Annotated in this window: 20 protein-coding genes; 11 read left to right on the top strand and 9 right to left on the bottom strand. The window is 48.0% G+C overall.

Going from position 1 to position 22,177, the window contains the following annotated elements:
* Positions 1-153: 153 nt before the first annotated feature.
* From NG796_RS18155 to NG796_RS18165, 3 genes are all read left to right on the top strand, one after another.
* On the top strand, positions 154-1,881 hold the full coding sequence (locus NG796_RS18155; RefSeq protein ID WP_261208319.1) for an ABC1 kinase family protein: 1,728 nt from the start codon (positions 154-156) through the stop codon (positions 1,879-1,881).
* A 107-nt stretch (positions 1,882-1,988) separates the two neighbouring features.
* On the top strand, positions 1,989-2,717 hold the full coding sequence (locus NG796_RS18160) for a Stp1/IreP family PP2C-type Ser/Thr phosphatase (protein WP_261208289.1): 729 nt from the start codon (positions 1,989-1,991) through the stop codon (positions 2,715-2,717).
* 679 nt (positions 2,718-3,396) lie between these two features.
* A complete protein-coding gene (locus NG796_RS18165; RefSeq protein WP_015152044.1) occupies positions 3,397-3,603 on the top strand; it encodes an NblA/ycf18 family protein in 207 nt (68 codons plus the stop codon).
* 511 nt (positions 3,604-4,114) lie between these two features.
* Here NG796_RS18165 and NG796_RS18170 read toward each other — a convergent pair.
* The gene (locus NG796_RS18170) at positions 4,115-4,489 is read right to left on the bottom strand and encodes a group I truncated hemoglobin (protein ID WP_261208290.1); all 375 of its coding nucleotides are present in this window, start codon (positions 4,487-4,489) and stop codon (positions 4,115-4,117) included.
* Positions 4,490-5,076: 587 nt separating this feature from the next.
* Between NG796_RS18170 and NG796_RS18175 the strand changes: the two genes are divergently transcribed.
* Complete coding sequence (locus NG796_RS18175) at positions 5,077-5,952, top strand: universal stress protein (protein WP_261208292.1); 876 nt, start codon at positions 5,077-5,079, stop codon at positions 5,950-5,952.
* 19 nt (positions 5,953-5,971) lie between these two features.
* Here NG796_RS18175 and NG796_RS18180 read toward each other — a convergent pair whose 3' ends face one another.
* The 4 genes from NG796_RS18180 to NG796_RS18195 form a co-directional block, all read right to left on the bottom strand.
* Entirely contained in the window at positions 5,972-6,421 is a 450-nt protein-coding gene (locus NG796_RS18180) for a hypothetical protein (RefSeq protein WP_261208294.1), read from the bottom strand.
* A 368-nt stretch (positions 6,422-6,789) separates the two neighbouring features.
* Positions 6,790-7,959: an anhydro-N-acetylmuramic acid kinase gene (locus tag NG796_RS18185; protein WP_261208320.1), complete on the bottom strand. Its 1,170-nt coding sequence runs from the start codon at positions 7,957-7,959 to the stop codon at positions 6,790-6,792.
* Positions 7,960-8,246: 287 nt separating this feature from the next.
* A complete protein-coding gene (locus NG796_RS18190; protein ID WP_261208295.1) occupies positions 8,247-11,468 on the bottom strand; it encodes an efflux RND transporter permease subunit in 3,222 nt (1,073 codons plus the stop codon).
* 216 nt (positions 11,469-11,684) lie between these two features.
* Positions 11,685-13,355: an efflux RND transporter periplasmic adaptor subunit gene (locus NG796_RS18195; protein ID WP_261208297.1), complete on the bottom strand. Its 1,671-nt coding sequence runs from the start codon at positions 13,353-13,355 to the stop codon at positions 11,685-11,687.
* Between the two features lie 829 nt (positions 13,356-14,184).
* On the opposite strand from NG796_RS18195, the gene NG796_RS18200 reads away from it, so the two are divergent.
* Positions 14,185-15,015 carry an Npun_R2479 family HD domain-containing metalloprotein gene (locus NG796_RS18200; RefSeq protein ID WP_261208298.1) on the top strand — a complete coding sequence of 277 codons (831 nt, stop codon included), beginning with the start codon at positions 14,185-14,187 and terminating at the stop codon, positions 15,013-15,015.
* A 129-nt stretch (positions 15,016-15,144) separates the two neighbouring features.
* On the opposite strand, the gene NG796_RS18205 is transcribed toward NG796_RS18200, so the two are convergent.
* On the bottom strand, positions 15,145-15,267 hold the full coding sequence (locus NG796_RS18205) for a hypothetical protein (protein ID WP_261208299.1): 123 nt from the start codon (positions 15,265-15,267) through the stop codon (positions 15,145-15,147).
* Between the two features lie 165 nt (positions 15,268-15,432).
* Here NG796_RS18205 and NG796_RS18210 point away from each other — a divergent pair, with 165 nt between their 5' ends.
* Positions 15,433-16,569: an AI-2E family transporter gene (locus tag NG796_RS18210; protein ID WP_261208300.1), complete on the top strand. Its 1,137-nt coding sequence runs from the start codon at positions 15,433-15,435 to the stop codon at positions 16,567-16,569.
* Between the two features lie 100 nt (positions 16,570-16,669).
* On the opposite strand, the gene NG796_RS18215 is transcribed toward NG796_RS18210, so the two are convergent.
* On the bottom strand, positions 16,670-17,740 hold the full coding sequence (locus NG796_RS18215) for an ABC transporter permease (protein ID WP_261208301.1): 1,071 nt from the start codon (positions 17,738-17,740) through the stop codon (positions 16,670-16,672).
* A gap of 689 nt (positions 17,741-18,429) precedes the next feature.
* Between NG796_RS18215 and NG796_RS18220 the strand changes: the two genes are divergently transcribed.
* Together NG796_RS18220 and cysE are read left to right on the top strand one after the other, a co-directional pair.
* On the top strand, positions 18,430-18,915 hold the full coding sequence (locus NG796_RS18220; protein ID WP_261208302.1) for a hypothetical protein: 486 nt from the start codon (positions 18,430-18,432) through the stop codon (positions 18,913-18,915).
* 146 nt (positions 18,916-19,061) lie between these two features.
* A complete protein-coding gene (gene cysE, locus NG796_RS18225) occupies positions 19,062-19,814 on the top strand; it encodes a serine O-acetyltransferase (protein WP_261208303.1) in 753 nt (250 codons plus the stop codon).
* A gap of 138 nt (positions 19,815-19,952) precedes the next feature.
* On the opposite strand, the gene NG796_RS18230 is transcribed toward cysE, so the two are convergent.
* Positions 19,953-20,150, bottom strand: coding sequence for a hypothetical protein (locus tag NG796_RS18230; RefSeq protein ID WP_261208304.1), 198 nt, complete (start codon positions 20,148-20,150; stop codon positions 19,953-19,955).
* A gap of 29 nt (positions 20,151-20,179) precedes the next feature.
* On the opposite strand from NG796_RS18230, the gene NG796_RS18235 reads away from it, so the two are divergent.
* Entirely contained in the window at positions 20,180-20,335 is a 156-nt protein-coding gene (locus NG796_RS18235) for a hypothetical protein (RefSeq protein ID WP_261208305.1), read from the top strand.
* A 49-nt stretch (positions 20,336-20,384) separates the two neighbouring features.
* Here the strand turns inward: NG796_RS18235 and NG796_RS18240 are convergent, their stop codons facing one another.
* Positions 20,385-20,879, bottom strand: coding sequence for a hypothetical protein (locus NG796_RS18240; RefSeq protein ID WP_261208306.1), 495 nt, complete (start codon positions 20,877-20,879; stop codon positions 20,385-20,387).
* A gap of 619 nt (positions 20,880-21,498) precedes the next feature.
* Here NG796_RS18240 and NG796_RS18245 point away from each other — a divergent pair.
* Together NG796_RS18245 and NG796_RS18250 are read left to right on the top strand one after the other, a co-directional pair.
* Positions 21,499-21,795 carry a nucleotidyltransferase family protein gene (locus NG796_RS18245; RefSeq protein ID WP_261208307.1) on the top strand — a complete coding sequence of 99 codons (297 nt, stop codon included), beginning with the start codon at positions 21,499-21,501 and terminating at the stop codon, positions 21,793-21,795.
* Positions 21,792-22,136 carry a DUF86 domain-containing protein gene (locus tag NG796_RS18250; protein WP_261208308.1) on the top strand — a complete coding sequence of 115 codons (345 nt, stop codon included), beginning with the start codon at positions 21,792-21,794 and terminating at the stop codon, positions 22,134-22,136. Before NG796_RS18245 ends, NG796_RS18250 begins: the two co-directional genes overlap by 4 nt.
* Positions 22,137-22,177: the final 41 nt, after the last annotated feature.

Below are 22,177 nucleotides of genomic sequence, written 5' to 3' on the forward strand. Positions count from 1 at the left end.
TGCAACCTGAAGCCGGATTCCCGATCCTGAATCCGAACCAATCCTTGTCATCATTAATTATCGACCGATTAGATATAGCAGTCGCAAACTCGAGTGTCTGAACTCTTAAACGATCCTATCCCAAATCCTGAAACTCCAGAAGGTCCTAAATTAATGAGGCGATCGGGAGGTCCTCTCGCCCTGGGAGGGAAAGGGGGTACTGTACCCTATCGCCCCAAGGCATACCGCTGGAGTCGTCCCAATTACTCCCCCAACCGGCGGCGGATCGAAATTTGGAATTTTGTTTTACAGTTTTTAGCCAGTCTGTGGTCCCTGAATAAACCCTGGACCTATAAAGGGGGATTCACGGAAGCCAAACAAATTGCCAGACGGCGAAAACAAGCCAGTTGGATTCGTGAAACTTTATTAGAACTAGGCCCAACGTTTATTAAGTTGGGACAGTTATTTTCTACGAGATCCGACCTGTTTCCCGGTGAGTATGTAGAGGAGTTGGCTAAACTCCAAGATCGCGTTCCAGCTTTTAGCTATGAACAAGCTCAAGCCATTATTGAGGAAGATTTTGGTCGCAAAGTTGAGGAACTCTTCCGCAGTTTTGATCCGGTCCCGATCGCAGCGGCGAGTTTAGGTCAAGTCCACAAGGCTCAACTCCATTCCGGGGAAGAGATTGTAGTCAAGGTCCAGCGTCCCGGACTCAAACGCCTGTTCGGTATTGATTTAGCGATCGCCAAGACGATTGCCCACTATTTCCAAAATCACCCCCGTTGGGGTCGAGGTCGGGATTGGTTGGGAATCTATGACGAATGCTACAAAATCCTCTATGAAGAGGTTGATTATATTAATGAAGGTCGCAATGCGGATACCTTTCGCCGCAATTTTCGAGATAAAGAATGGGTGCGAGTGCCTCGGGTGTACTGGCGCTATTCTTCCCCTCGGGTACTGACTCTCGAATACCTTCCTGGGATTAAAATCAGCCATTACGAAGCCCTAGAAGCTGCCGGACTTGATCGCAAAATTCTGGCAAAACTCGGGGCGGAAGCGTATTTAAGACAACTGCTCAATCATGGGTTTTTCCATGCGGACCCCCATCCGGGGAATCTGGCGGTGAGTCCTGATGGGGCGTTAATTTTTTACGACTTTGGCATGATGGGGCGGATCCGCGCTGATGTACGGGTCAAACTGCTGGACCTGTTTTTTGGGATTGCCAAAAAGAATGCAGAGGACGTGGTAGAGTGCCTCATCGAGTTGGAGGCCCTGGCTCCAACGGACGATATGGGACCTGTGCGGCGATCGATCCAGTATATTCTGGATAATTTGATGGATCAGCCGTTTGAGGAGCAGTCGGTGGCGGCGATTAGTGATGATTTGTATGCGATCGCCTACGATCAACCCTTCCGCTTTCCCGCTACGTTTACCTTTGTGATGCGTGCCTTTTCAACCTTGGAAGGTGTGGGGAAGGGTCTGGATCCCGAGTTTAACTTTATGGAGGTTGCAAAACCTTTTGCAATGCAGATTATGACGAATGGTAACTCGCTCGATCGCAATACGTTCTTCAATGAAATCGGACGGCAAGCGGCGCAAGTCGGAAGCACCGCCTTGGGTTTACCGGGCCGAATTGAGGATACTATAGAGAAATTAGAACGTGGGGACATTCGCATCCGCGTCCGATCTATTGAAACTGATCGGGTGCTGCGACGCATTGGTAACGTTCAAATGGGGACCAACTTAGCCTTACTGGTGAGTGCATTTACCCTCTCGGCAACGATTTTATTGGTTAACGATAAAATCTGGCTGGCCCTAATTGTTGGGGCTGTGGCACTCTTGCTGGCGGGAAGTTTGATCCGGCTGATGATGCGGATCGAGCGGGCAGATAAAATGATGTAATCTTGTAACTTGGAACCCTTAGATTTGAAAGTGGGCGAGATCGCCTGCTCAATCTAAACCCAATTTTTGATTCCCCCTGTAAAAGTTGTCATAGTAAGCGTTGAGTTATGAAACGATCTTTCGCGGGTCTGACGGATACGGGACTCGTTCGTTCTGTGAATCAGGACGCCTTCTATATAGATGACCCGGAGGGGCGATTTTTTATCGTAGCCGATGGTATGGGAGGCCATGCGGGAGGCCAAGAGGCCAGTCGAATCGCTACGGAAACGATCGAAAAATATTTAGTGGAAGGGTGGAAGTCTTCTCAGAAGACTCCCGATCTGTTAAAAGAAGCTTTTTTGAAGGCCAATCAAGCCATTGTTGATGATCAATTAGACCATCCTGAGCGTTCAGACATGGGAACCACTGCGGTGGCGGTTGTATTTCGCGATCGCAATCATCCGTGGTGTGCTCATGTGGGCGATTCTCGGTTGTACCGACTGCGGGGAAAGGAACTGACTCAAATTACGGAAGATCATACCTGGGTAGGACGAGCACTCAAAGCTGGACACCTCACCGTGGAGGAAGCTCGTAAGCATCCCTGGCGGCACGTTCTGGCTCAATGTCTGGGACGCCAGGATCTACAACAGATTGATTTACAAGAATTTGAGGTCCAACCAGGCGATCGCCTGTTGCTCTGTAGTGATGGGTTGACGGAGGAACTTTCCGCTGAGGCGATCGGCCCTAATCTGCAATTGCAACTCTCCGGTGATGAAGCCGCTAAGAAACTGGTGAATGCGGCTAAAGAGAAAGGGGGACGAGATAACATTACGGTTGTGATTGTCACCCTCGACTAAGGCGATCGCAAATCCCTCCAAGTCAGGGATTCAAGACATAACCGTTTCCTCTCCCCAGCAACTCCTCCTAAACCTAGCCAGAAACAGGGTTTTGAAGACCAAACTGATTCTCCCTTCGGGTTTTTGATACCCATCCTCTTCTACCGTGCCGATGCTCCAGAACTAGGGTAATAGCCCAACCGAAAAGAGCACCTGTCGATCATCCATCGGATAGAGCCGCTTCTGAATGCGAGAAGCGGCTTTTTTATGTTTTTATGCCTTTTTTGCCAAAACTAATCGGTTCGAGGGCCAGAAAGCCTCCTGAAACGTATCTCAGGACAGAGGGCAACAGGCCATCATATCCGTCATAGTAGACATACAGTAAGAGCCACAGTCGGTCTGTCAACCCGAAGAAATACTTATTTGGTTCAAACTGAGCAATTTTCAAAGATTTGATTTGATACAACGACTTTAGGTCCAGGCTTCAACCCCTGAAACCTACTAAGTCATCATTTCTGGATATAGCCCAAGGGTAAGATTGTCATTTTGTCAAATCTTTGTTATATTTCTTAACAGGAGGCAACAAGGAAATCCTGACCGCCCCCAGCAAAGGCAGAAAGAGACAGCATATAAAGACGGGTTTACCCGCTTTACAACTCTCCTTCCAGCCCTTGTGACTATCAAACATAGGAGTTTTACAATGAGCCAACCTATCGAGCTATCTTTGGAACAACAATTTAACGTCCGCGCCTTTGAAACCCAGGTCGAGAAAATGAGCCTTGAACAGTCTCAGCACTTTCTCAAAGAACTGTACAAACAAATGATGGTGCGCGAAACGATGTATCAGCAATTCTTAAAACATGAGTGGGGTTTAGACCAAGGACCACGTTTTAGCAGTGAGTTTTAATCACCGTGCTAAATTTTACTCAAGTCCCACAGGGGGCGACCTCCGTCTCTTGCTTAGTTCCCAATGGGGAGAGGAGCTGGGGATGCTGGGGCGTCAACTTTATTTCCTTACCAAACAAAACACTAGAGACTATCTCTGAAGATATTCTCCTGCCCAAATTGATTAGATAAACCCTTAGTAAAGTTCGTTGATGAAATTTATCGTGTCTTGTCCGAAAATGGACAGCACAAACCCTTGCTGTAGTTCAAATCTTACTCAAAACTATTGTCCTTCTATTTGTGCCTGAGCAACTGCTCAGGCACAAGTTTTATGTGTATTAATTAGGTCAGTCATCTTCTTAACTTCGTAGTAACGACTGAGGTCGTTCTCCTCTCATGCTCGTCATCAGTTAAATCTTGCATCCCTCTAAGTCAGCTCTATGAAGCAGTGTGTCGTATTGCAAGTCCGAACATGGGATACCGACTTCAGCCGTTACTATAAACATGGAATAGCAGTAAACTGGAGTTACAGATTACTGGTTTAATACATCTTTTTTGTGTTGCGGGGCAGCAGCGACCGCCGCGACTTCTGCCAATAAGTCATCAGGAACCCCCATTTCTTTCAGGGTTTCCATGAGGTCTTCTGCCACCGCATCAAAATGTTCACTGCTTAGACCTTGTTCTTCTACTAAAGCTTTATGGGCTTCTCGCATATACCGCCCATCATAGTGATCGCTGCCCCCAAAGGCATAAGTCAGAAACGCTTTTTGGTGGGCGCGCTGTTGAGCCATATCGGTATTAGCAAAAAAATGCTTGATGCGATCGTCATTTAAAACGCGCTCATAAAACTTGTCTACCGCCAGATCAACTGCGTCCTTGCCGCCTAGTTTATCAAATAAAGTCGTCATCTTGTTCCTCTTTTTTCTCTTTTTCCTCTTCAAATTGACTCATGGAGTTAAGAAAGCGATCGCTTCAGAAAGTTAATTAACGGGGCGATCAAATTAATCCCAATGAAATTTATGGAACACCTGTTAGGGCTGATTTTGATTGACTTAGTTAGTGTAACATAAAGTGGAAACTCCTCATAAATCCCTGTTAAATACGCGCCCCAAATTGTCGCCTCAAAATTTCGGGTGGGGATTGTCCAGGATAATAGACTGCGGGCAAAATTCTCTCAAGCCGATGGGTATTTTTAAAGGGGGTGGGGGGATCTATCCAGGATGAAAGCCAGAGGTCTAATTTTCGCGGGTGCACAAATACCCTATGGCATGACCCCTGAAGTGGTGAAAGGGAATATCGGATGATCTCTGAAGTGGTGAGCGTGGACAGGGGGAGGCGAGAGTAATAGTAACTAATGGGGCGGCAAACTGCTAAAATTTGAGCATCAGAAAAATTGGGAGAGCGATCGCGCCGATGGCAAAGAGTCCAAAACCTAAGCCAGACGCAGAATTTCCCAGTTTTTGGGCGGTCAATGATACCCGAATAATTTGTTTAAATGTTTAAGCGTGTTTTAATTAGTACGGATTTGTCGGATGGCTTACTGCGCTTGGGAAAATTCTTACCGAGTTTAGCTGCCGGGGGGATAGAGCATATTGTATTTGTCCATAGCGTTCCCCTGTGGACGAAAGGGCAAATTCCTCGGGAAGATACGGAAAAAATCACGGTGGCACGCGATCGCCTCAATGGCATTTTGACTCAGGTCCCGGATGGGTTGCAAGTTGAGGTTGAGGTGCGATCGGGTAATCCGACTGAGAATATTCTCAAAGCGGCGGAACAGTACAAGAGCGAGGTGATTATTTTAGGAGCCTCCAACCGCAATTTACTGAGTGAACGCCTATTTGGGAGTACAACTCTCGATTTATCGGGACGAACTAATATTCCCCTGATGACTATTCCTACTGCACTGATCTCTCCCTTAACCTCTGAGGAGTTGGATCTGCGCTGTCGGCATCTGTTCCGCTACATTTTGCTTCCCTATGCCGATACCCCAGCATCGGGGGTATTAATCAAAGAGTTTAAGCGCTACGCTCAGAACCGTCCAGCTCATTCATTAGAACGCTGTATGTTAGCGTGGGTGATTGATGGCGGGGTTCTGCGAAATGTCCCGAAGGATTACAAACTCAAAGAAGCGCATGAAAAGTTAGCGCCGATCCAAGCCGAGTTAGAAGCGATCGGCTTGCAGGTGGATGTAGAAGTGCGCTTAGGTGAGCCAGTGCTGGATATTTTGGATTTAGCACAGATGTCTGATATCTGTGCCGTCGCACTGGCTTCTAATAGCTTAGGTAAAATTTTAGATTGGTTCCCCAGCTTTGCGGCAGAGGTCCTGCGGCGTAGTTGTGAACCTGTCATCTTTTTCCCCTCCCGGCGGTAATAGCCTTGAGTGACTCGGTTTAGTCCCCCAGGCGAGTCAGGGTGGCTTCCATTGCACTGGTTAAGTAATGGCCTGCTAAAATGCCGCTGGAATGATAGTAGGTATTGTGATTGAGGCGATGCAAGGTTTCAAACCCACTGCGTCGCTTTTTTTCATCCCCAAGGACCCAATAACGCTGAATAATTGTTTCCGGCGCGATCCATCCTTCTCCCTCCACTCGTCCAAGTTCGCTATGTTGGAGAACAAAAGTGTATTGGCGGTCCCCTACGTCAAAATGTCCCCGATATTGAAGGGTGATTTCTGGGCGATCGCTTCCGGGAAACACGAGCTTGGTCACCATGTTAAACCAATCTTCGCGAGTCCATGCCACTAAAATTTTCCCGCTGACGGGAATAGTGGGAACATGGCGTTCTAACCAAGTGCCTTCAAGGGTCCAGCGACCCGGTTGCAGTAAAAATATATGATTCACGGCACCATATCCTTGCTTGAATTGCAGTCTGCCCCTATAGAATTTATATGGTACCAGGTTTTATGGAGCGTAGTTTTTAGTAGGGAGAAAATTTTGGGTAATTTTTAGCATAAAACTAGAAGAAGACCGGATAAGCTGTTGCCTATGTTAATTGGAGATTGAAAAATTATGAACCCTTTGCAGTGCCGTACATCTTGCGCCATGCGGCCCGCTTTTACTTGAATTATAGGTTAAATCGGTACAGAATTTATGATTGATGTAAAATCGACATAATCTGCTGAGTAGGCGTCATAAATTTAGGCAGAGATGGTGATTGGCATAAAGCCTTTTGTACCCTATGGATACTCGATAATTTTTGCTTTAATAGTTCATGAAATCGGATAATGAATGTCTCCCAAAAGGGCGGGGACTTTAGCGCCTGTACATTCAGGGAGATTTCCGGGAATTCCTTGTTGACGCCAATAGGCTAAAACGGCAAAGGCGATCGCCTCTTTAAAATCTGCATTTACCCCCCGATCATCCGTCGTTAACACCGCTACAGATTGACCATAGATTTCCTGTAAGCGGGTTTGTAACCGTTGTTTTAAATAAAGGTTGCGACTGCCACCGCCACATAACAGGACCCGACTGGGGGGGACAGGTAAAAAGGAACGATAGTTGATGGCGATCGCCTCAACGGTGAGTTCCGTCAGGGTTGCCAGCAAATCCTCGGGACTGAGGGAATAGGATTCGGCATCAGAGAGACACTCTCGAAAATAGTCCCATCCAAATAATTCTCGTCCCGTAGACTTCGGGGGCGGTTCGTGGAAAAATGGATGTTGAAGCCAATGATCCAGTAAAGGTTGGCAAGGGACACCTGTGGCAGCCCAAGCCCCATCGCGATCGTAGGTGGCTTCCCCATTGGTAAGGTATTGAACAGCTAAATCAATCAGGCTATTTCCAGGACCCGTATCCCATCCCAGCATCTGAGAAGAATCAGAACCCTTAGAGGAGGAATTCTCATAAGGGGGAATAAATGCCACATTGCCGATGCCACCAATATTTTGAACACATTGATAATGGTGGCGATCGCCCAAGAGGTAGAGGTCCACTTTGGGAACTAGAGGCGCACCTTGTCCTCCGGCGGCGATATCTGCGGCGCGAAAGTTGGTAATAGTGGGAATTCCCGTGAGTTTGGCAATCACTGCACCTCGTCCTAATTGCAGACTGTACCCGAGTTGTTTTGTCTGAGGAGGACGATGGTAAACGGTTTGTCCATGAGAACCAATTAACTCTACCGAATTGTTTCCTTGCAGGGTTAAGGCAGCATCGGCAAAAGTTTGGGCGATCGCATCATCCAATTGGGCAAATTCCGCCATTGATATAGAATCCCCAGCACAAACCCCTAAAATTTTTTGTCGCAGGGGTTCAGGATAGGGATAGGTTGTGCCTGCTATCCAGTCCACCTGGAGATCAGATTCGCCTCCGGAGATATCCACCATAGCCGCATCAATGCCATCGACGGAAGTGCCACTAATTAAGCCAATTACTCGGGTCATGAGTTCGGTGAATTTGCCAATGGTGTTGATTCTACAACCAATGGGATCGTAAGGGAACTCCACAAAATAAAATCTTCTATAAAATAAAATCTTCTATCAGAGATCCCCCCAACCCCCCAAAAGAGAACGCCAATCGGCTTGAATAATTGGGCATTACTTCTAATGCAGAAGTTTTTTTATGGAAATCCCTAATGAGAGACATTCTGTGAGAAGGGCTTTGTGAAGCAGTAACACCGGGCAGGGATTTTACGCCCGGTGTTGCTTTGATTCGGGTTCGGAATGGGCTGTTATTTTAAGCCAAGAACCTTGATTTTATCCTTTTTACCTTGGAGGGCTTTTAACTTGCGACGGTGACGCGATTTGCCGTCTATGAGGTTTTTCAGGAAATTTTGGAATCCATCAATGTAGGTGAATAAAACAGGGATAACAATTAAGGTTAAGAGGGTAGAGGTGGAAAATCCACCAATGACGGCGATCGCCATTGGAGAACGGACTTCACCTCCAGCCCCAATTTCTAGGGCGATCGGCATCATTCCGGCGATCGTGGAAAGGGCAGTCATGAAAATGGGTCGTAATCGGGAAACTCCGGCTTCTATAATGGCTGGAACTTGTCGCATTCCTTGTTGTTGATTGGCGAGGGTACAATCGACTAACAAAATGGCATTTTTGGTGACTAATCCCATCAGCATGACAATTCCAATTAGGGCGAATAGTCCTAATTCTTTTTGGGTAACCATTAGTCCGAGAAGTGCGCCGCCAATGGAGAGGGGGAGGGCCGCCATAATCGTGACGGGATGCAAGAAATTGTTATACAACAGGACTAAAATGGCAAAAATTGAGAGGACCGCGAGTCCTAGTGCCCCCAAGAAACGCCCGAAAATTTCTTGCATAATTTTGGCATCTCCCGAGGATTGTTTTTCCACCCCTGGCGGGAGTGTCATCCCCGGTAGCGCTTCGACTTGTGCGAGGGCATCGCCTAGGGAAACTCCTTGTAAATTGGCTTCAATGGAGACTTGACGGGCGCGATCATAGCGATCGATTTGGGCGGGACCACTGCCAAGAACAATGTTAGCAACCGCAGATAAGGGGACTAAATCCCCAGATTGACTGGGAATTTCCAGATTACCGATCGCCTTGAGGTCATTGCGATAGCTTTCTGATAACCAGACTCGGATGGGAATTTGGCGATCGCTTAACTCAAATTTCGCTAAATTTGCCTCATTATCCCCGAGAGTTGCCAGGGATGCAGTCCGGGCGATCGCCTGGACAGATACGCCCAAATCCGCTGCCCGTTGGGGGTCGGGTTTAATCAAAATCTCGGGTTTAACTATAGAGGCACTAGATGACACTTCTACCAATCCTGGGAGTTCGCGCATCTGTCGTTCTAACGTATCTGCTGCCTCTTGCAAAGCCGTAGGATTCTCACTTTTTAGCACGATAGATAAAGCTTTGCTACTTCCCCCCGCCCCAGCCGACTGGAAACTAATTCTTGCACCGGGAATTTTGATAAACTCTTCTCGCATTTGTTGCTCAAAAACTTGTTGGGAAACCTCGCGCTCCTTTTTGGGCAACAAGTTGACATACAATGTAGCGGTGTTTAGTTCCCGAGATGCGCCGCCACTGCCCACCGTTGCCAGCACACTTCCCACCGCTGGATGTTGTTTTAGCAGGGCGATCGTGCGTTGGGCTGTGCGATCGGTCTCCACCAGAGTAGAACCGGGCGGAAGTTCCATATTTACCGTACTCAACCCCGTATCCCCACTATTAAACAAACCCGTAGGAATATAAGGCACTAACTGCAAACTAGCAATAAAGAAAGCAAACGCAATGACCAACGTCATCACCCGATGTTTTAGCGCCCAAGTGAGAGCGGTGCGATAGGGCGTAATTTTTCGACGGGGGGAGTTGGGCAATTCTTCAGTTGCCGTTCCCATTGGGTTCTTCTGACTTCTCCGTTTTTGGCTGGAAGAGTGCTTGTCTTTGAGCAAATAGGCGCTTAACATCGGCGTGATTGTCGTTGCCACCAAGGTAGAAAACATGGTAGAAACCGAAACCGTCACCCCAAAAGGTTGGAAAAACTGACCGGGAATTCCTCCCATAAATGCCACGGGCAAAAAGACCGCCACAATCGTTGCTGTCGTGGCTAACACGGCTAACCCAATTTCTTGGGCCGCATCGATCGCCGCCTGATAGGGTCTTTTGCCCATTTTTAAATGTTGGTCGATATTTTCAATCATACAGATTGCATCATCGACTAAATTTCCCACCGCCAGAGATAGAGCCAACAACGTCATCCCGTTCAAGGTATAATCCAGCATCCCCATGACCATAAAGGTGGGAATAATAGATAGGGGTAAGGCAGCCGCCGTAATTAACGTAGCCCGCCAATCCCATAAGAATAAACCCACTACGGCAACAGTTAGGACACAGCCCATGACTAAGGCATCAATTGAGGCTTGATAGGAGTCACGAATCTCATTGGCGCGGGTGAAAATCAGTTCAAACTCGATATCATCCGGGAGAGTTTTTTGCAGTTCCTGGATGCTTTCGCGGACTCCTTCCTCGACAGTAACCAAAGTGCTGCCGGTACTCCGCAATACGGAAAAGGCAACCACAGGGGTGGCAATTTCTCCCGGGTTGCTGGTTTGGGTTGGGGAATTGACACTCTCTTGAGTAGACCAGAATCGGGCGCTTTGTTGGGGTTCGGCGAATCCATCGATGACGTTAGCGACACTTTCTAGAGGAACCGCTTCCCCCGAAGGGAGGACGATGCGGTTCTGGCGCAACGCTTCGACGGTTTTCGCGGAACCAAGGGTGCGAATAGTGTTTTCACTGCCACCGACTTGGGAACGACCCCCAGGAAGGTTAATATTTAAGCTACGAATTTGGTCGTTGATTTGGGTGGCAGTAATTCCCAGGGCTTTGATGCGAACCGGGTCGAGTTCAATCAGGATTTCGCGGTCCACGCCCCCAATGCGATTGATTTGAGCTACTCCTGGAACCGCCAGGATAGCACGAGCAATCGGGCGATCGACTAAATCGCTCAATTCTTCCACACTACGCCGATCGGACCGCAGGGCGTAGGTGAGAATGGGTCCCCCGGCAAAGTCGAGGCGGCTAACAATGGGGTCGTTAATATCTTGGGGTAAGTCTTGGCGAATTTGCGCGATCGCATTGCGAACATCATTCGTGGCGCGATCGCTATCAGTTCCCAAGATAAAGTTAATGGTAGTCGTGGATATCCCATCGGTGACGGTGGAGATCAACTCGTCAATATTCCCCAACCCCGCAACAGCATCTTCAACTTTTCGGGTAACCTGGGTTTCGAGTTCCGTCGGTCCTGCACCCGTTTGGGTGACCGTAATACTCACAATGGGAATATCAATGTTGGGATTTTCATCAATACCCAACTGACCAAAGCTCATCCAGCCCACCACTGTCAAAATTAGAAACATGACTAAGGTGGGAACTGGGCTTTTGATAGACCAAGTGGAGATGTGAAAAGACATGAGCGGATGTAGGGGGTAGTTTGAGGATGGGGAGGGTGGGCGGGATGGGAGAGATGGGGAGGATGGGGGAGATGGGGAGGATGGGGGGGATGGGGAGGATAGGGAGGATATGACTTCAGTCCTGACGTTGAACGGGGTATAACATATTCAGTTAATCTACCGTCTCTCCCCCATCCTCCCCATCTCCCCCATCTCCCCCATCCCCCATCTCCTAAGCTAAAGCTCAACCTGGGGACTTGGAGTGAGTTCGTCAGCAATGCGAATCCGATCGCCATCTTTTAGATAAGCAGCCCCCTCGACTACCACGCGATCGCCTAGGGACAGTCCACTTTTAATTTCTACTCGGGTGCTACTGAGGTCCGTGGGGGAACCGGAAGCCACCTCACCCACTTCTACGGGCTGTGCCTGGACGATATCTTGTCCTACTAAGCGATAGACGATCGCTGAACCATCGGCTTGGGGTAATACGGCTTTCCCAGGAATCGTAATCGATTGAGCCGCACTGGTGGTAATTCCTGCCCTTAAAAACATCCCCGGTCTTAAAATTGAATCTGAGGGCAAACTAACTTTAACCGTTGCTTGACGGCTTTCTTCATCGACCAAGGGGGCAATTTCTCTGACGGTCCCAGCGACTTTAATCCGGCTATCTGCATCCGAGGTAACTTCAACAGGTGCGCCGATTTGGATCTGAGATAATTGAGTTTCGGGAATTTTGACTTGGAGTTCCAGTTGACCATTCGCAATAATCGAAAACAGTTGTTTTGTATTACTGGTCACATCCCCAACTCGGGCAACTCTTTCAGCCAGAATACCGGCTTTTGGTGCGCGGACCACGGTGCGTTCTTGTTGGGTTTCCACCTGTTGCGCCCGGGCTTGGGTACTGCGGAGGCTGGCGGCGGAACTGTTGGCATTGGCGCGGGCGCTGTCGAGTTGCGATCGCGCGATCCGGACATTGGCAATGGCGCTTTCCAGTCGGGCTTGAGCACTGCTGACGTTGGATTCAGCACTTTGCACCCGCGCTTTAGTAATCTCAATATTGGAGTTGGCGCTGACGACTCGGGACCTCATGCTCGCAATATTCGCCTCACTACTGGCAATCCGAGCTTCGGCACTTTTAATATTAGCCTGGGCGACGCGCACCCGTTCTCGGGCGTTTTCTGCGGCAGTGCTGCGGGTTTCCAGTTCTTGGGTGGAAACGGCCCCAGCTTCGGCTAATTGTTGATAGCGATCTCGTTCTCGTTCAGCTTGGGCGAGTTCGGCTTGGGCTTGGGCGAGACTGGCGCGGGTTTGTTCAAGTCCCGCTTCTGCTTCGGCTTTGGCGGCGACTGCTTGGGAAACCTCTGATGTGGCTTCGGAGAGGGCTGCGGCGACTTGTCCTGACCCAGCTTCTACTTCGGCTTTGGCGGCGATCGCTGTGGCAACAGCGGCTTCGGCTTCGGATTGGGTGGCGAGGGCTTGGGATACCGCAGCTTCGGCAATGGCGATCGCGGCTTGTTTGTCTGCTACCGTGGATCTCGCTGAGTCGATTTGAGCCTCGGCTTCCGTAATTTGCGATCGCTCTACGGCATCATCAAGGGTTGCCAAAACCTGCCCTGCTTCTACCAAATCTCCCTCATCCACTAAAACTTGCTTAATTTGCAAGCCGGAGGCTTGAGGCAGTACAGGCAATAGGTCATAAGCTTGAACCGTCCCCGTGGCGTCTAAGGACCTTTCTACTCGGGCATTTTCTGCGATCGCCACGGTGACGGTTTGATTAGCAACGGGTTGAGCATTCGGCACTTCTGCCGCCACTCCCGAAGAATTCCCCGCTGTTTCTCCCTGGGGTTTATTATTCAAGAGCTGCATTCCCCCGAGGGCGATCGCCACCCCAATTCCCACCCCTACCATGAGTTTTTTCCAGTCGCTCGCTCTTGAGGGGGCGGCAAGCCCAGTCCTGTCCTGGGCGGACTCCTCTGAATCCTCTACCGTCTCCAATTTAAGACCAGACTCGTGAGGCAGGCTCTCTGAGTCTTGAATCTCTGGGTTTTCCATTGTGTCCTCAGTCTCCGCTTGTGAGAAAGCCCCTTTCCTCATTTTCCCCCCAAGTCTTTAAGCGTTATAAATTTAAGCGGTGTTTGCAAAGAAACATTGCAATTTGTTTCATTTCTTAAATTTTAATAGAATTTGTTCGCTTTAGGGAAGTCAGTTTTATGACAAACCTTCATATTCTCAATCTTTTAATATTGCAAATTATCTATCAGCAATTTTACAGCAGTTAAAACTACCCAAATTGAGCATCGATTCCCACTAAAACTGCTGAAAGCATTCTAGGTTTTTAACGAAAATTAAACTACAATAGTAAGTTTGTCTTTCCAAATTTTGCCCTTCCCCTAATTGGGGTCAGGGGAAAAATCGGGTTACTTTCTCAAAATTCTGCTCAGGAAACAGAAGCAGAAGATAACCCTAAACCAGGGGATAGAATAGTCCAGGTTAAAACAATCGCAACCCACCGGAGAAAGGAGGGAAACTGCCGGAAGAGAAGCGGCACCGGAAGAAGCGAGGATCCAAAGCCTAGACTTTTCGGATCAGGACAAGAGGAATCAGACCCAGAGCAAACCGGGGTAACTTTTGATGCCAAGATAGATAAATAGATAAAGATGGGATAAATAAAAAGAAGAACCATCTGTAACTCCTGCAAACCCGGGAAAAAGAACTCTGCAAAGCGCGAGTACCAACTATGCTGAATACCACTGAAATACTAATCGACAACTTTGTGCAAAAGCTGAGGGAAGGCTACCGCCGAACCTACGGAGGATATAAACCGGACTACGAGGATATTATTGCCTGGGCGGGGAGCATGGCTTTGGAAAATATTGCCAACAGTGATGCCCTGTACCACAATGTCGAACATACCATCTTAGTGACCTTGGTGGGACAGGAGATCATGAGAGGCAAGCATATCCGGGAAGGGGGTGTCTCTTGTGAAGGATGGCTTCATTTCATTATTTCCCTGGTTTGTCATGATATTGGCTATGTCAAGGGTGTGTGCCGACAGGACAACAATGGATGGTATGCCACGGGACATAATGGCGAAATGATTCAGCTCAAACCGGGGTCCAGCGATGCGGGACTGACGCCGTATCACGTCGATCGCGCCAAACTGTTTATTGACGAACGGTTTGGGGGTCATAAACTGATTGATGCCGAAGAGATTAAGTACAATATCGAACTCACCCGCTTTCCCGTCCCGAAAGCGGAGGATCATCAAGATACGATTAACTATCCTGGGATGGTGCGGGCGGCAGATCTCATCGGACAACTGAGCGATCCGCGTTATTTGAAAAAAATTGGGGCGTTGTTCTATGAATTTGAAGAAACCGGCACCAATGCGGTACTCGGCTATAAACATCCTGGAGATTTACGGAAGAACTATCCCAAGTTTTATTGGAATGGGGTTTTCCCCTATGTGAAAGATGCTTTAGAATATCTAACCCTCACCCAACAAGGAAAACAGGTGGTTGCTAATCTCTACTCTAATGTTTTTGTCGTTGAACATGAGAGTACCTAAGAGTAATCAGCGCCAACGGTGAAACTCGCACAAAACAATCCATCTGACCAAAATGGGAAAGGTGGAGGGGTGATGCCTTTACAACAGTAGGTTTTTACTTCCGGTCCCCTCCCCTTGGCAAGGGGAGGGTTAGGGTGGGGTTCCTCGTGAGGTGCGATCGCACGTCACGATAGAAATAGGTCGGACTAGCCTCCATACAGGGGCGATCGCCTCCTGATGAGTGTGTGACGTGGCGATACGAGGAGACCCCACCCTAACCCTCCCCTTGCCAAGGGGAGGGGACAAGAGGCAGTTGATTGTAAGGTGAATCACCATAGGGGTGGTGCCTAGAGAAGGGGGCGATGGAGTCAAAGGTTTGGCCTCAGCCCCTTAAAATTAAGGAGGCAAAATGTCTATAAAGAAAGCCCCTTTTGATTCATGAAACAAGTTTTTTCACCGTTTCAACAGTTTTTACTCACTTGGCTGCTCTTGTTAGCGGTGGGTTGGGCGACTCTGAATGCCCTCAGTTATGTGGGGGAAGCGATCGGGATTCTGATTACGGCGGGGTTGATTGCTTTTTTGCTCAACTATGCGGTGAGTCGATTGCAAACGGTTCTACCCCGGGGTATTGCGGCGGTTGGGGTCTATTTGTTGGCGGGTTTGCTGGTGTTGGTGCTGGGATTGACGGTGGTGCCGCCAGTTTTTAATCAGGGTCGGCAATTAATTGACAACTTTCCTACCTTGCTCAAGTCGGCACAAGACCAATTAGCGGGATTTCAAGCGTGGAGTGAGCAACGTAATTTGCCCTTTGATGTGGGACTGGTGGCGCAACAGATAGGGGAACGGATGCAGGGTCAGGTGCAGGCGATCGCCTCCCGAGGGTTTGGGTTGGTCCTGGGAACGGTAAGCTGGTTCTTAGATGGGGTCCTGATTCTGGTGATTTCGTTTTATATGCTGGTGGATGGGGACCGTTTGTGGCGAACCATCACCTGGATTTTTGCCCCGATTATTCGGGACCAACTCACGGAGTCTTTGCAGCGAAATCTTCAAAAATTTGTCTCGGGACAATTGCTGCTGGGGTTATTTATGGCAGTAACCCTAACTCCGGCATTTTGGGCATTACGGGTGCCGTTTTTCCTATTGTTTGCGGTGTTTATCGGCATTATGGAAATTATTCCCTTTGTGGGGGCCACTCTGGGGATTGGTGCGGTATTCCTGATTGTGGCGTTTATTGATTGGTGGTTAGCCCTGCAAGTTTTAGCGGTGGCGATCGCCTTGCAACAGGTCAAGGATAATGTTATGGCTCCTCGAATTATGGGCAGTCTCACCGGATTATCCCCGGTGATTATTTTTACCTCCCTGCTGCTAGGCGCAAAAGTTGGGGGATTTTTAGGGATTATCTTGGCGATTCCCCTGACTGGGGTGATCAAAAGTATTGTAGAAATTGCGATTGACCCCACCCTACCCCCGCAAACTGGGAGTTTCTTTAACAATATCCTCAGTCCCCAACCCCCGCCAGCGTTACCGGCAGAACCCGGAATTCCCTCGGGCGATCGCCTCCCGGAAGGTCTATAATAACCCGCAGGCTCAAGCCTGGGGCTACACAAACAAAGCCCGCCTGCGCGGGCTAAACTAGAAAATCAACTTTTGACAACTGGATTTGGTATAACTTTGGTTACCGTTCCACACTCCGAGGGTCAAGGGCATCTCGCAACCCATCCCCCAGAAGATTAAACGCTAGTACGGTCAAAATAATTAACAAGGCTGGGGGCCAGACTAACCAAGGTTGCAATACCAAAATTGAGGCATTGGTAGACAGGGAGAGCATATTCCCCCAGGAAGGATCCGGCTGCTGAATTCCTAACCCAATCAGACTCAGCACGGATTCCGCCACAATAAACCCGGGGATAGAAAGGGTGGCGGCAATAATCGTATAAGTCGCCGTCTGGGGGATGACGTGGCGCAGAATAATATACAGGGGTTTGGCTCCCATTGCTTTAGCAGATTGGACAAATTCTCGCTCTTTAATGGACAAAACTTGCCCTCGGATCACCCGCGCTAGTCCGGACCAACTGACGAAGGAGGTAATGACTACGATTAAAATAAACCGTTCGGCGCTGCTGATTCCAGCGGGTAAAATTAGGGTGAGGGTGACCAAGAGATAGATACTGGGAATGGTCATTAAGACTTCGACTAAGCGCATTAAGATACTATCGATCGCGCCGCCAAAATACCCCGAAATTCCGCCGACAATGGTTCCTAGGGGAAAGGAAATCGAAATTCCGACTAATCCAATAAATAAGCTGATTCTCGCACCGAGGACCAGGCGGCTGAATTGATCCCGTGCTTGATCGTCGGTCCCTAGCAGGTTTAAGGGTGCAGGTCCCCTAGTGCCAAATAGATGAATGTCTCCGGGAATGAATCCAAAGAGTTTATAGGCGGGTCCTTTGACAAAAAGTCCGAGGCGGGACGGTTGCTCAAAATCTACCAGGAGTTCGCGATCGCCAGTTTCCAGATCGATCGCCCCTTGGGTAGTGGGATAAACATGAGGGCCGATAAAAGCCCCGGTGGTTTGATTTCGCCAGTAAATCTGCGTCGGTGGCAACAGCGCCCCATTGGGTTGGGGAACATAGGCATCATAAGGGGCGACAAATTCCGCCGCGATCGCCGCTAAGTAAAATACCAATAACAAAATAGCTCCTAACCGAGCCAAGGGATTCTTTTTTAACTTTTTCCACCAGTTCATAGTATTTCTTAGGGTCTTACGGTTTAAAGAGTTGAACATAAAAGACTGAAGGGAGGATCACAACCGGCGATCGGGTCCGAGATTGTATCCCTGTGATTCTCAACAGTGGGAAAATTTCTGGTCCCCTTCAATCCTCCACTGTCCATAAAATTAGCAGAAAAAGGACAAACAAACCCACCTGTAAAGGCAGGCGGATCGACCCTACCAAAAGGATTGGGATACTCACTAGCAAGGAAGTCAGCAACCAAGCCAGGTAACTGACGACTATCATGACAATTACAGACATAAGGACAATTTAAGGGAAATAATTGAGAGGGCTATCGGATTTGGGCATTGGTTAACATAGAAATCACCACTATCGATTTCCATCATTATTGGCACATTTTAAGACCTAGGGTGTCGTCCATACAGGAGGGGTTAGAAAGCTGGTTTTTAAACCCCAATGCTGATTATTAGCAACAAATTGGGACCAGAAACCCGGGTTTTTGTCCTGATGATTTAATCCGATAGGGATGCCCTAGGGGGTGAATACCCCAGGAATTCAAACCTGATTAATTCATCAAATCTCCACCCCTGAGTAACAAATCTGGTGCAAAAACCGGGGGTATTGTTCTCTTTCTCCTCCCTAACCAGAAGCCCTAGAGAACTGCAAGCTGAATTCTTCAATTATGCAAGAGGGGTGTAAAACTATGGTAACCAATGGCATCAATCCCTGGAAATGTACCGGCGCGATCGCCTTCACCTTGGCGTTCCATGTTATTCCCGCTTTCGCCAACTCTGCCAATTTTGAACCCCTTATTTTATCCCGGGGATTTCAACCCAGTCGTGGTGTTGTCTCGGGTTTTACCGGCGGTTCGATTTCCCTTCCTGCCGTCACCACCGTGCGCGATCGCCAGAACCAACTTTGTCTTGGATTTGGGGATCCAACTCCCGATCATATCCTAGAATTACGCGCTGACTTTCCCCAGTTAACCGTAGAAATCAACAGTCGAGGTGTGGATACCACTTTAATTATCCGAGGTCCTGATAATATCTTTCGCTGTGGCGATAATACCGAATTAACCCTGGATGCCCGAGTCACCGATACGGACTGGAAACAAGGGACCTATCAGATTTGGGTAGGCACTAAAGAAATGGGAGTTCGACGGCGCTATCGGCTTTCTGTTCGGGAGTAAAGCTTCGGTAGAGCCCCTGTAGGAAATATCCTGAATCAGTAACATTTTCCCCTTAAATCTCCGTCGGATCCAGGGGCGATCGGTCGGATTTGTCGAAGCACGGTACAATTAAGAAATGGTCTATTTGCCGAGAGTGCTAACGAAGCGTGCTAAATACCCTTGTAGCTGACTTCCAAATTATCTTTGAGCGTGACCCAGCGGCACGCAACTGGCTAGAAGTTTTGTTTTGCTATCCCGGTTTGCAAGCGCTGCTGTTTCACCGTGTCGCCCACTGGTTAAACCAAGTTGGCATTCCCTTCATTCCGCGCCTGATTTCTCATCTAGGTCGCTTTTTCACCGGGATTGAAATTCACCCAGGTGCAGCGATCGGGAGGGGAGTTTTTATCGATCATGGAATGGGAGTGGTCATTGGCGAAACGGCGATCGTGGGCGATTATAGCTTGATTTATCAAGGGGTCACCCTCGGCGGTACCGGAAAAGAATCCGGCAAGCGTCACCCCACCCTTGGGGAAAATGTTGTGGTTGGTGCCGGTGCCAAGGTGCTAGGCAATATCCAAATTGGCAATAATGTCCGCATTGGGGCCGGTTCTGTGGTCTTGCGGGATGTTCCTTCCGATTGTACAGTAGTCGGCGTTCCCGGTCGGATTCTCTATCGTTCCGGGGTTCGAGTCAACCCCTTGGAACATGGTCAATTGCCTGATTCAGAAGCCTCGGCGATTCGCAGTTTACTCGATCGCATTGAAGCTCTCGAACAGCAAGTTCAAGATATGAAACCCCAGAAACCTTCTTTTGTATTCGTCGGTGCTCGTTCTGAAGAGTTTTCTTTAGAACAACTCCCGCCGAATTGTAACCTTAATAATAAAGCGATTCAAGAGTTTCTGGATGGGTCAGGTATTTGACCCCCTGTAAATCCTTTCAAAACCGATTCAATACTACCCTATGACTCATCAATGCCCGCTTCGGCGGGCTATTTTTATGCCGCAAAACCCTATATCCTGAAGGCTACAGCTATACGGAGAAAGCCTCTCCTACACCGGCTAGAATACCTCAGTTTTAGGTTTTAAACGGGAAGCGGTTATAAAGGCAATAGTCCCGCCAATCAGTCCCCAAATCAGCCAGAAACCCCGAGGATATCCTTTCCGGGTGGCAACTCTGGCAGCGAGGATTCCCATGATACAATGCCCGATCGCTAAGACGTATAAAAGGGGTAAGTTTTCTTGAATGGTAGTGAACAAGGCGATCGCCCTCTCAGGGTTGACAACAAGTGGAATTTAGGGATAGCTTCGGATTTCATGCCCGTCCGGTTTGCACCGATCGCAACTCAATCCTTAAGCATCTGTGTCGTTTATCCTATCAACTTTCTCCCCTCCAGGCAATCGCCATTCCCCCATTTAAACCCGGGTTACCCGCAGAATTATAGAAGCGACTGCGGACCAGATTCCTTACAGTCGCCTCTATTGCCTCTACAGTTACTCAGCAGAGGTAGATTTGAGGACGCGATCAAGAATCGTCCGCGCTTCTTCCGCTTGTTCCCTCGCCGCTTGGTACCGCTGATTCGCTTGAGCAAAAGTTTTCAGGGTTTTAAACCCTTCTTTGAGATTAGCGATTTCCTCCTCCGTCACCGGACGGTCCTGAAAAAGAATATCGATTTGCTCACGCACTTTCAGCGCCTCTGCATGGGACTTATCTACTTTTTCCTTGAGGGTGACTAAACTACTGAGAATTTGCACCGCTTCTGTCAAAGCATCATCACTGCTTTCATCTAAGCTATCCGGTTCTTTCACTTCAATAAATTCATCAGGACTAAATCCCTCAGAGAGTTTGTTCGAGAGTTTGGTAGGCAATTTCCCCTCATCCATCATTTCAAGGAGTTGATCCATTGCTTTATCACGGGCTTTGGCTGAATCTTTGCCGGAAACGGTCAAGATAATTTCAGGAGATTGGGCGATCGTGTACTGAACCATAGTTTTAAGCAGAAACGGTTAGGGATGTTATGATGAAATATTCGTGATCGCAGACGGCAAAACTAGAAAGTCTCCGGTCCTAGTTAGAAGGCGATCGCGAAAAAAATAACCCATACAATCTAAGAAAAATCGGCTAAAATCAAACCTTAATTGGAACCGAAAATTCTTTTGAATTTACAAAATTTGTTGGGTTTTTCTATCTTTATTTTCTCATATTTACTGCCCATTTTTCCATTTTTGTTATTTTTTTTAAAATATCTCCCGGGTCTGAGACAGACGTGCCAGCATCCAGATTAGAAGGGTGACCCGGGCCAGGGTCTCGTTGCGCCGAATCGGATGAGGCTTGAGCCACTCCATTCATGAGCGCGATCAGTTATCCACAATTCGGTTGTTAAAGCTCTATAACTACAATTGAGGTGGTAACCGGATCCACTGTTATCGACTTCTGATTGAATAGGGCTTTTAGGCGATCGGCTATCCCAAAAAAGCCTTGTAAATAGAAGCTCAAACCCCTGGTAAAATTGCTACCCAGATGAAACGAGCCGATATTTTTATAATACTTGCAAAGTTCTCCCATTATTATTATAATGTTTCCAAAATGAAAAATATCCCTAGATTTATGACAACAAGTCTCAGAGAGTTACTTCAAGAAAACCGCGAGAAAATTCTGAACATTGCGACTCAGCATGGAGCGTATAATTTACGAATTTTTGGATCCGTAGCACGGGGAGAGGAACGTGAGGATAGTGACGTAGATTTTCTTGTAGATATGGAAAGCGATCGCAATCTTTTAGATCGGATTGGCTTAATGCAAGATTTACAAGACCTTTTAGGCAGAAAAGTAGATGTTGCTACGGTTAAAGTTTTGCGAGATTTTTGTCGAGAGAGTATTCTCAAAGATGCGGTGCCATTGTGAACGAGGATTTATTTTTTCTAAAAGATATCTGCGATCGCATCGGACAAATCGAGATTTATACTCAACCAGGAAAAGCAGAATTTATTGAGTCTCGACTAATTCAGGACGCGGTAATTCGTAACTTTGAATTAATCGGAGAAGGGGTTAAGCGGCTTTCTAGTTCGTTGAGACAGACTTATCCAGCAATTCCCTGGCGGAAAATTGCAGGGTTTAGAGATGTTCTGATTCATGACTATCTGCAAATCGATTTAGATGAAGTCTGGGATGTCATCGATCGCAACTTACCAGAACTCAAGCACAATATTTTACAAATTATCCAAAAATTAGAGGATGAAAGCTAATGGATGCAGTTATGATACCGTAAAAATTATTGGCTTGAGGG

Source organism: Laspinema sp. D2d (assembly GCF_025370755.1).
Taxonomy (GTDB): Bacteria; Cyanobacteriota; Cyanobacteriia; order Cyanobacteriales; family Laspinemataceae; genus Laspinema.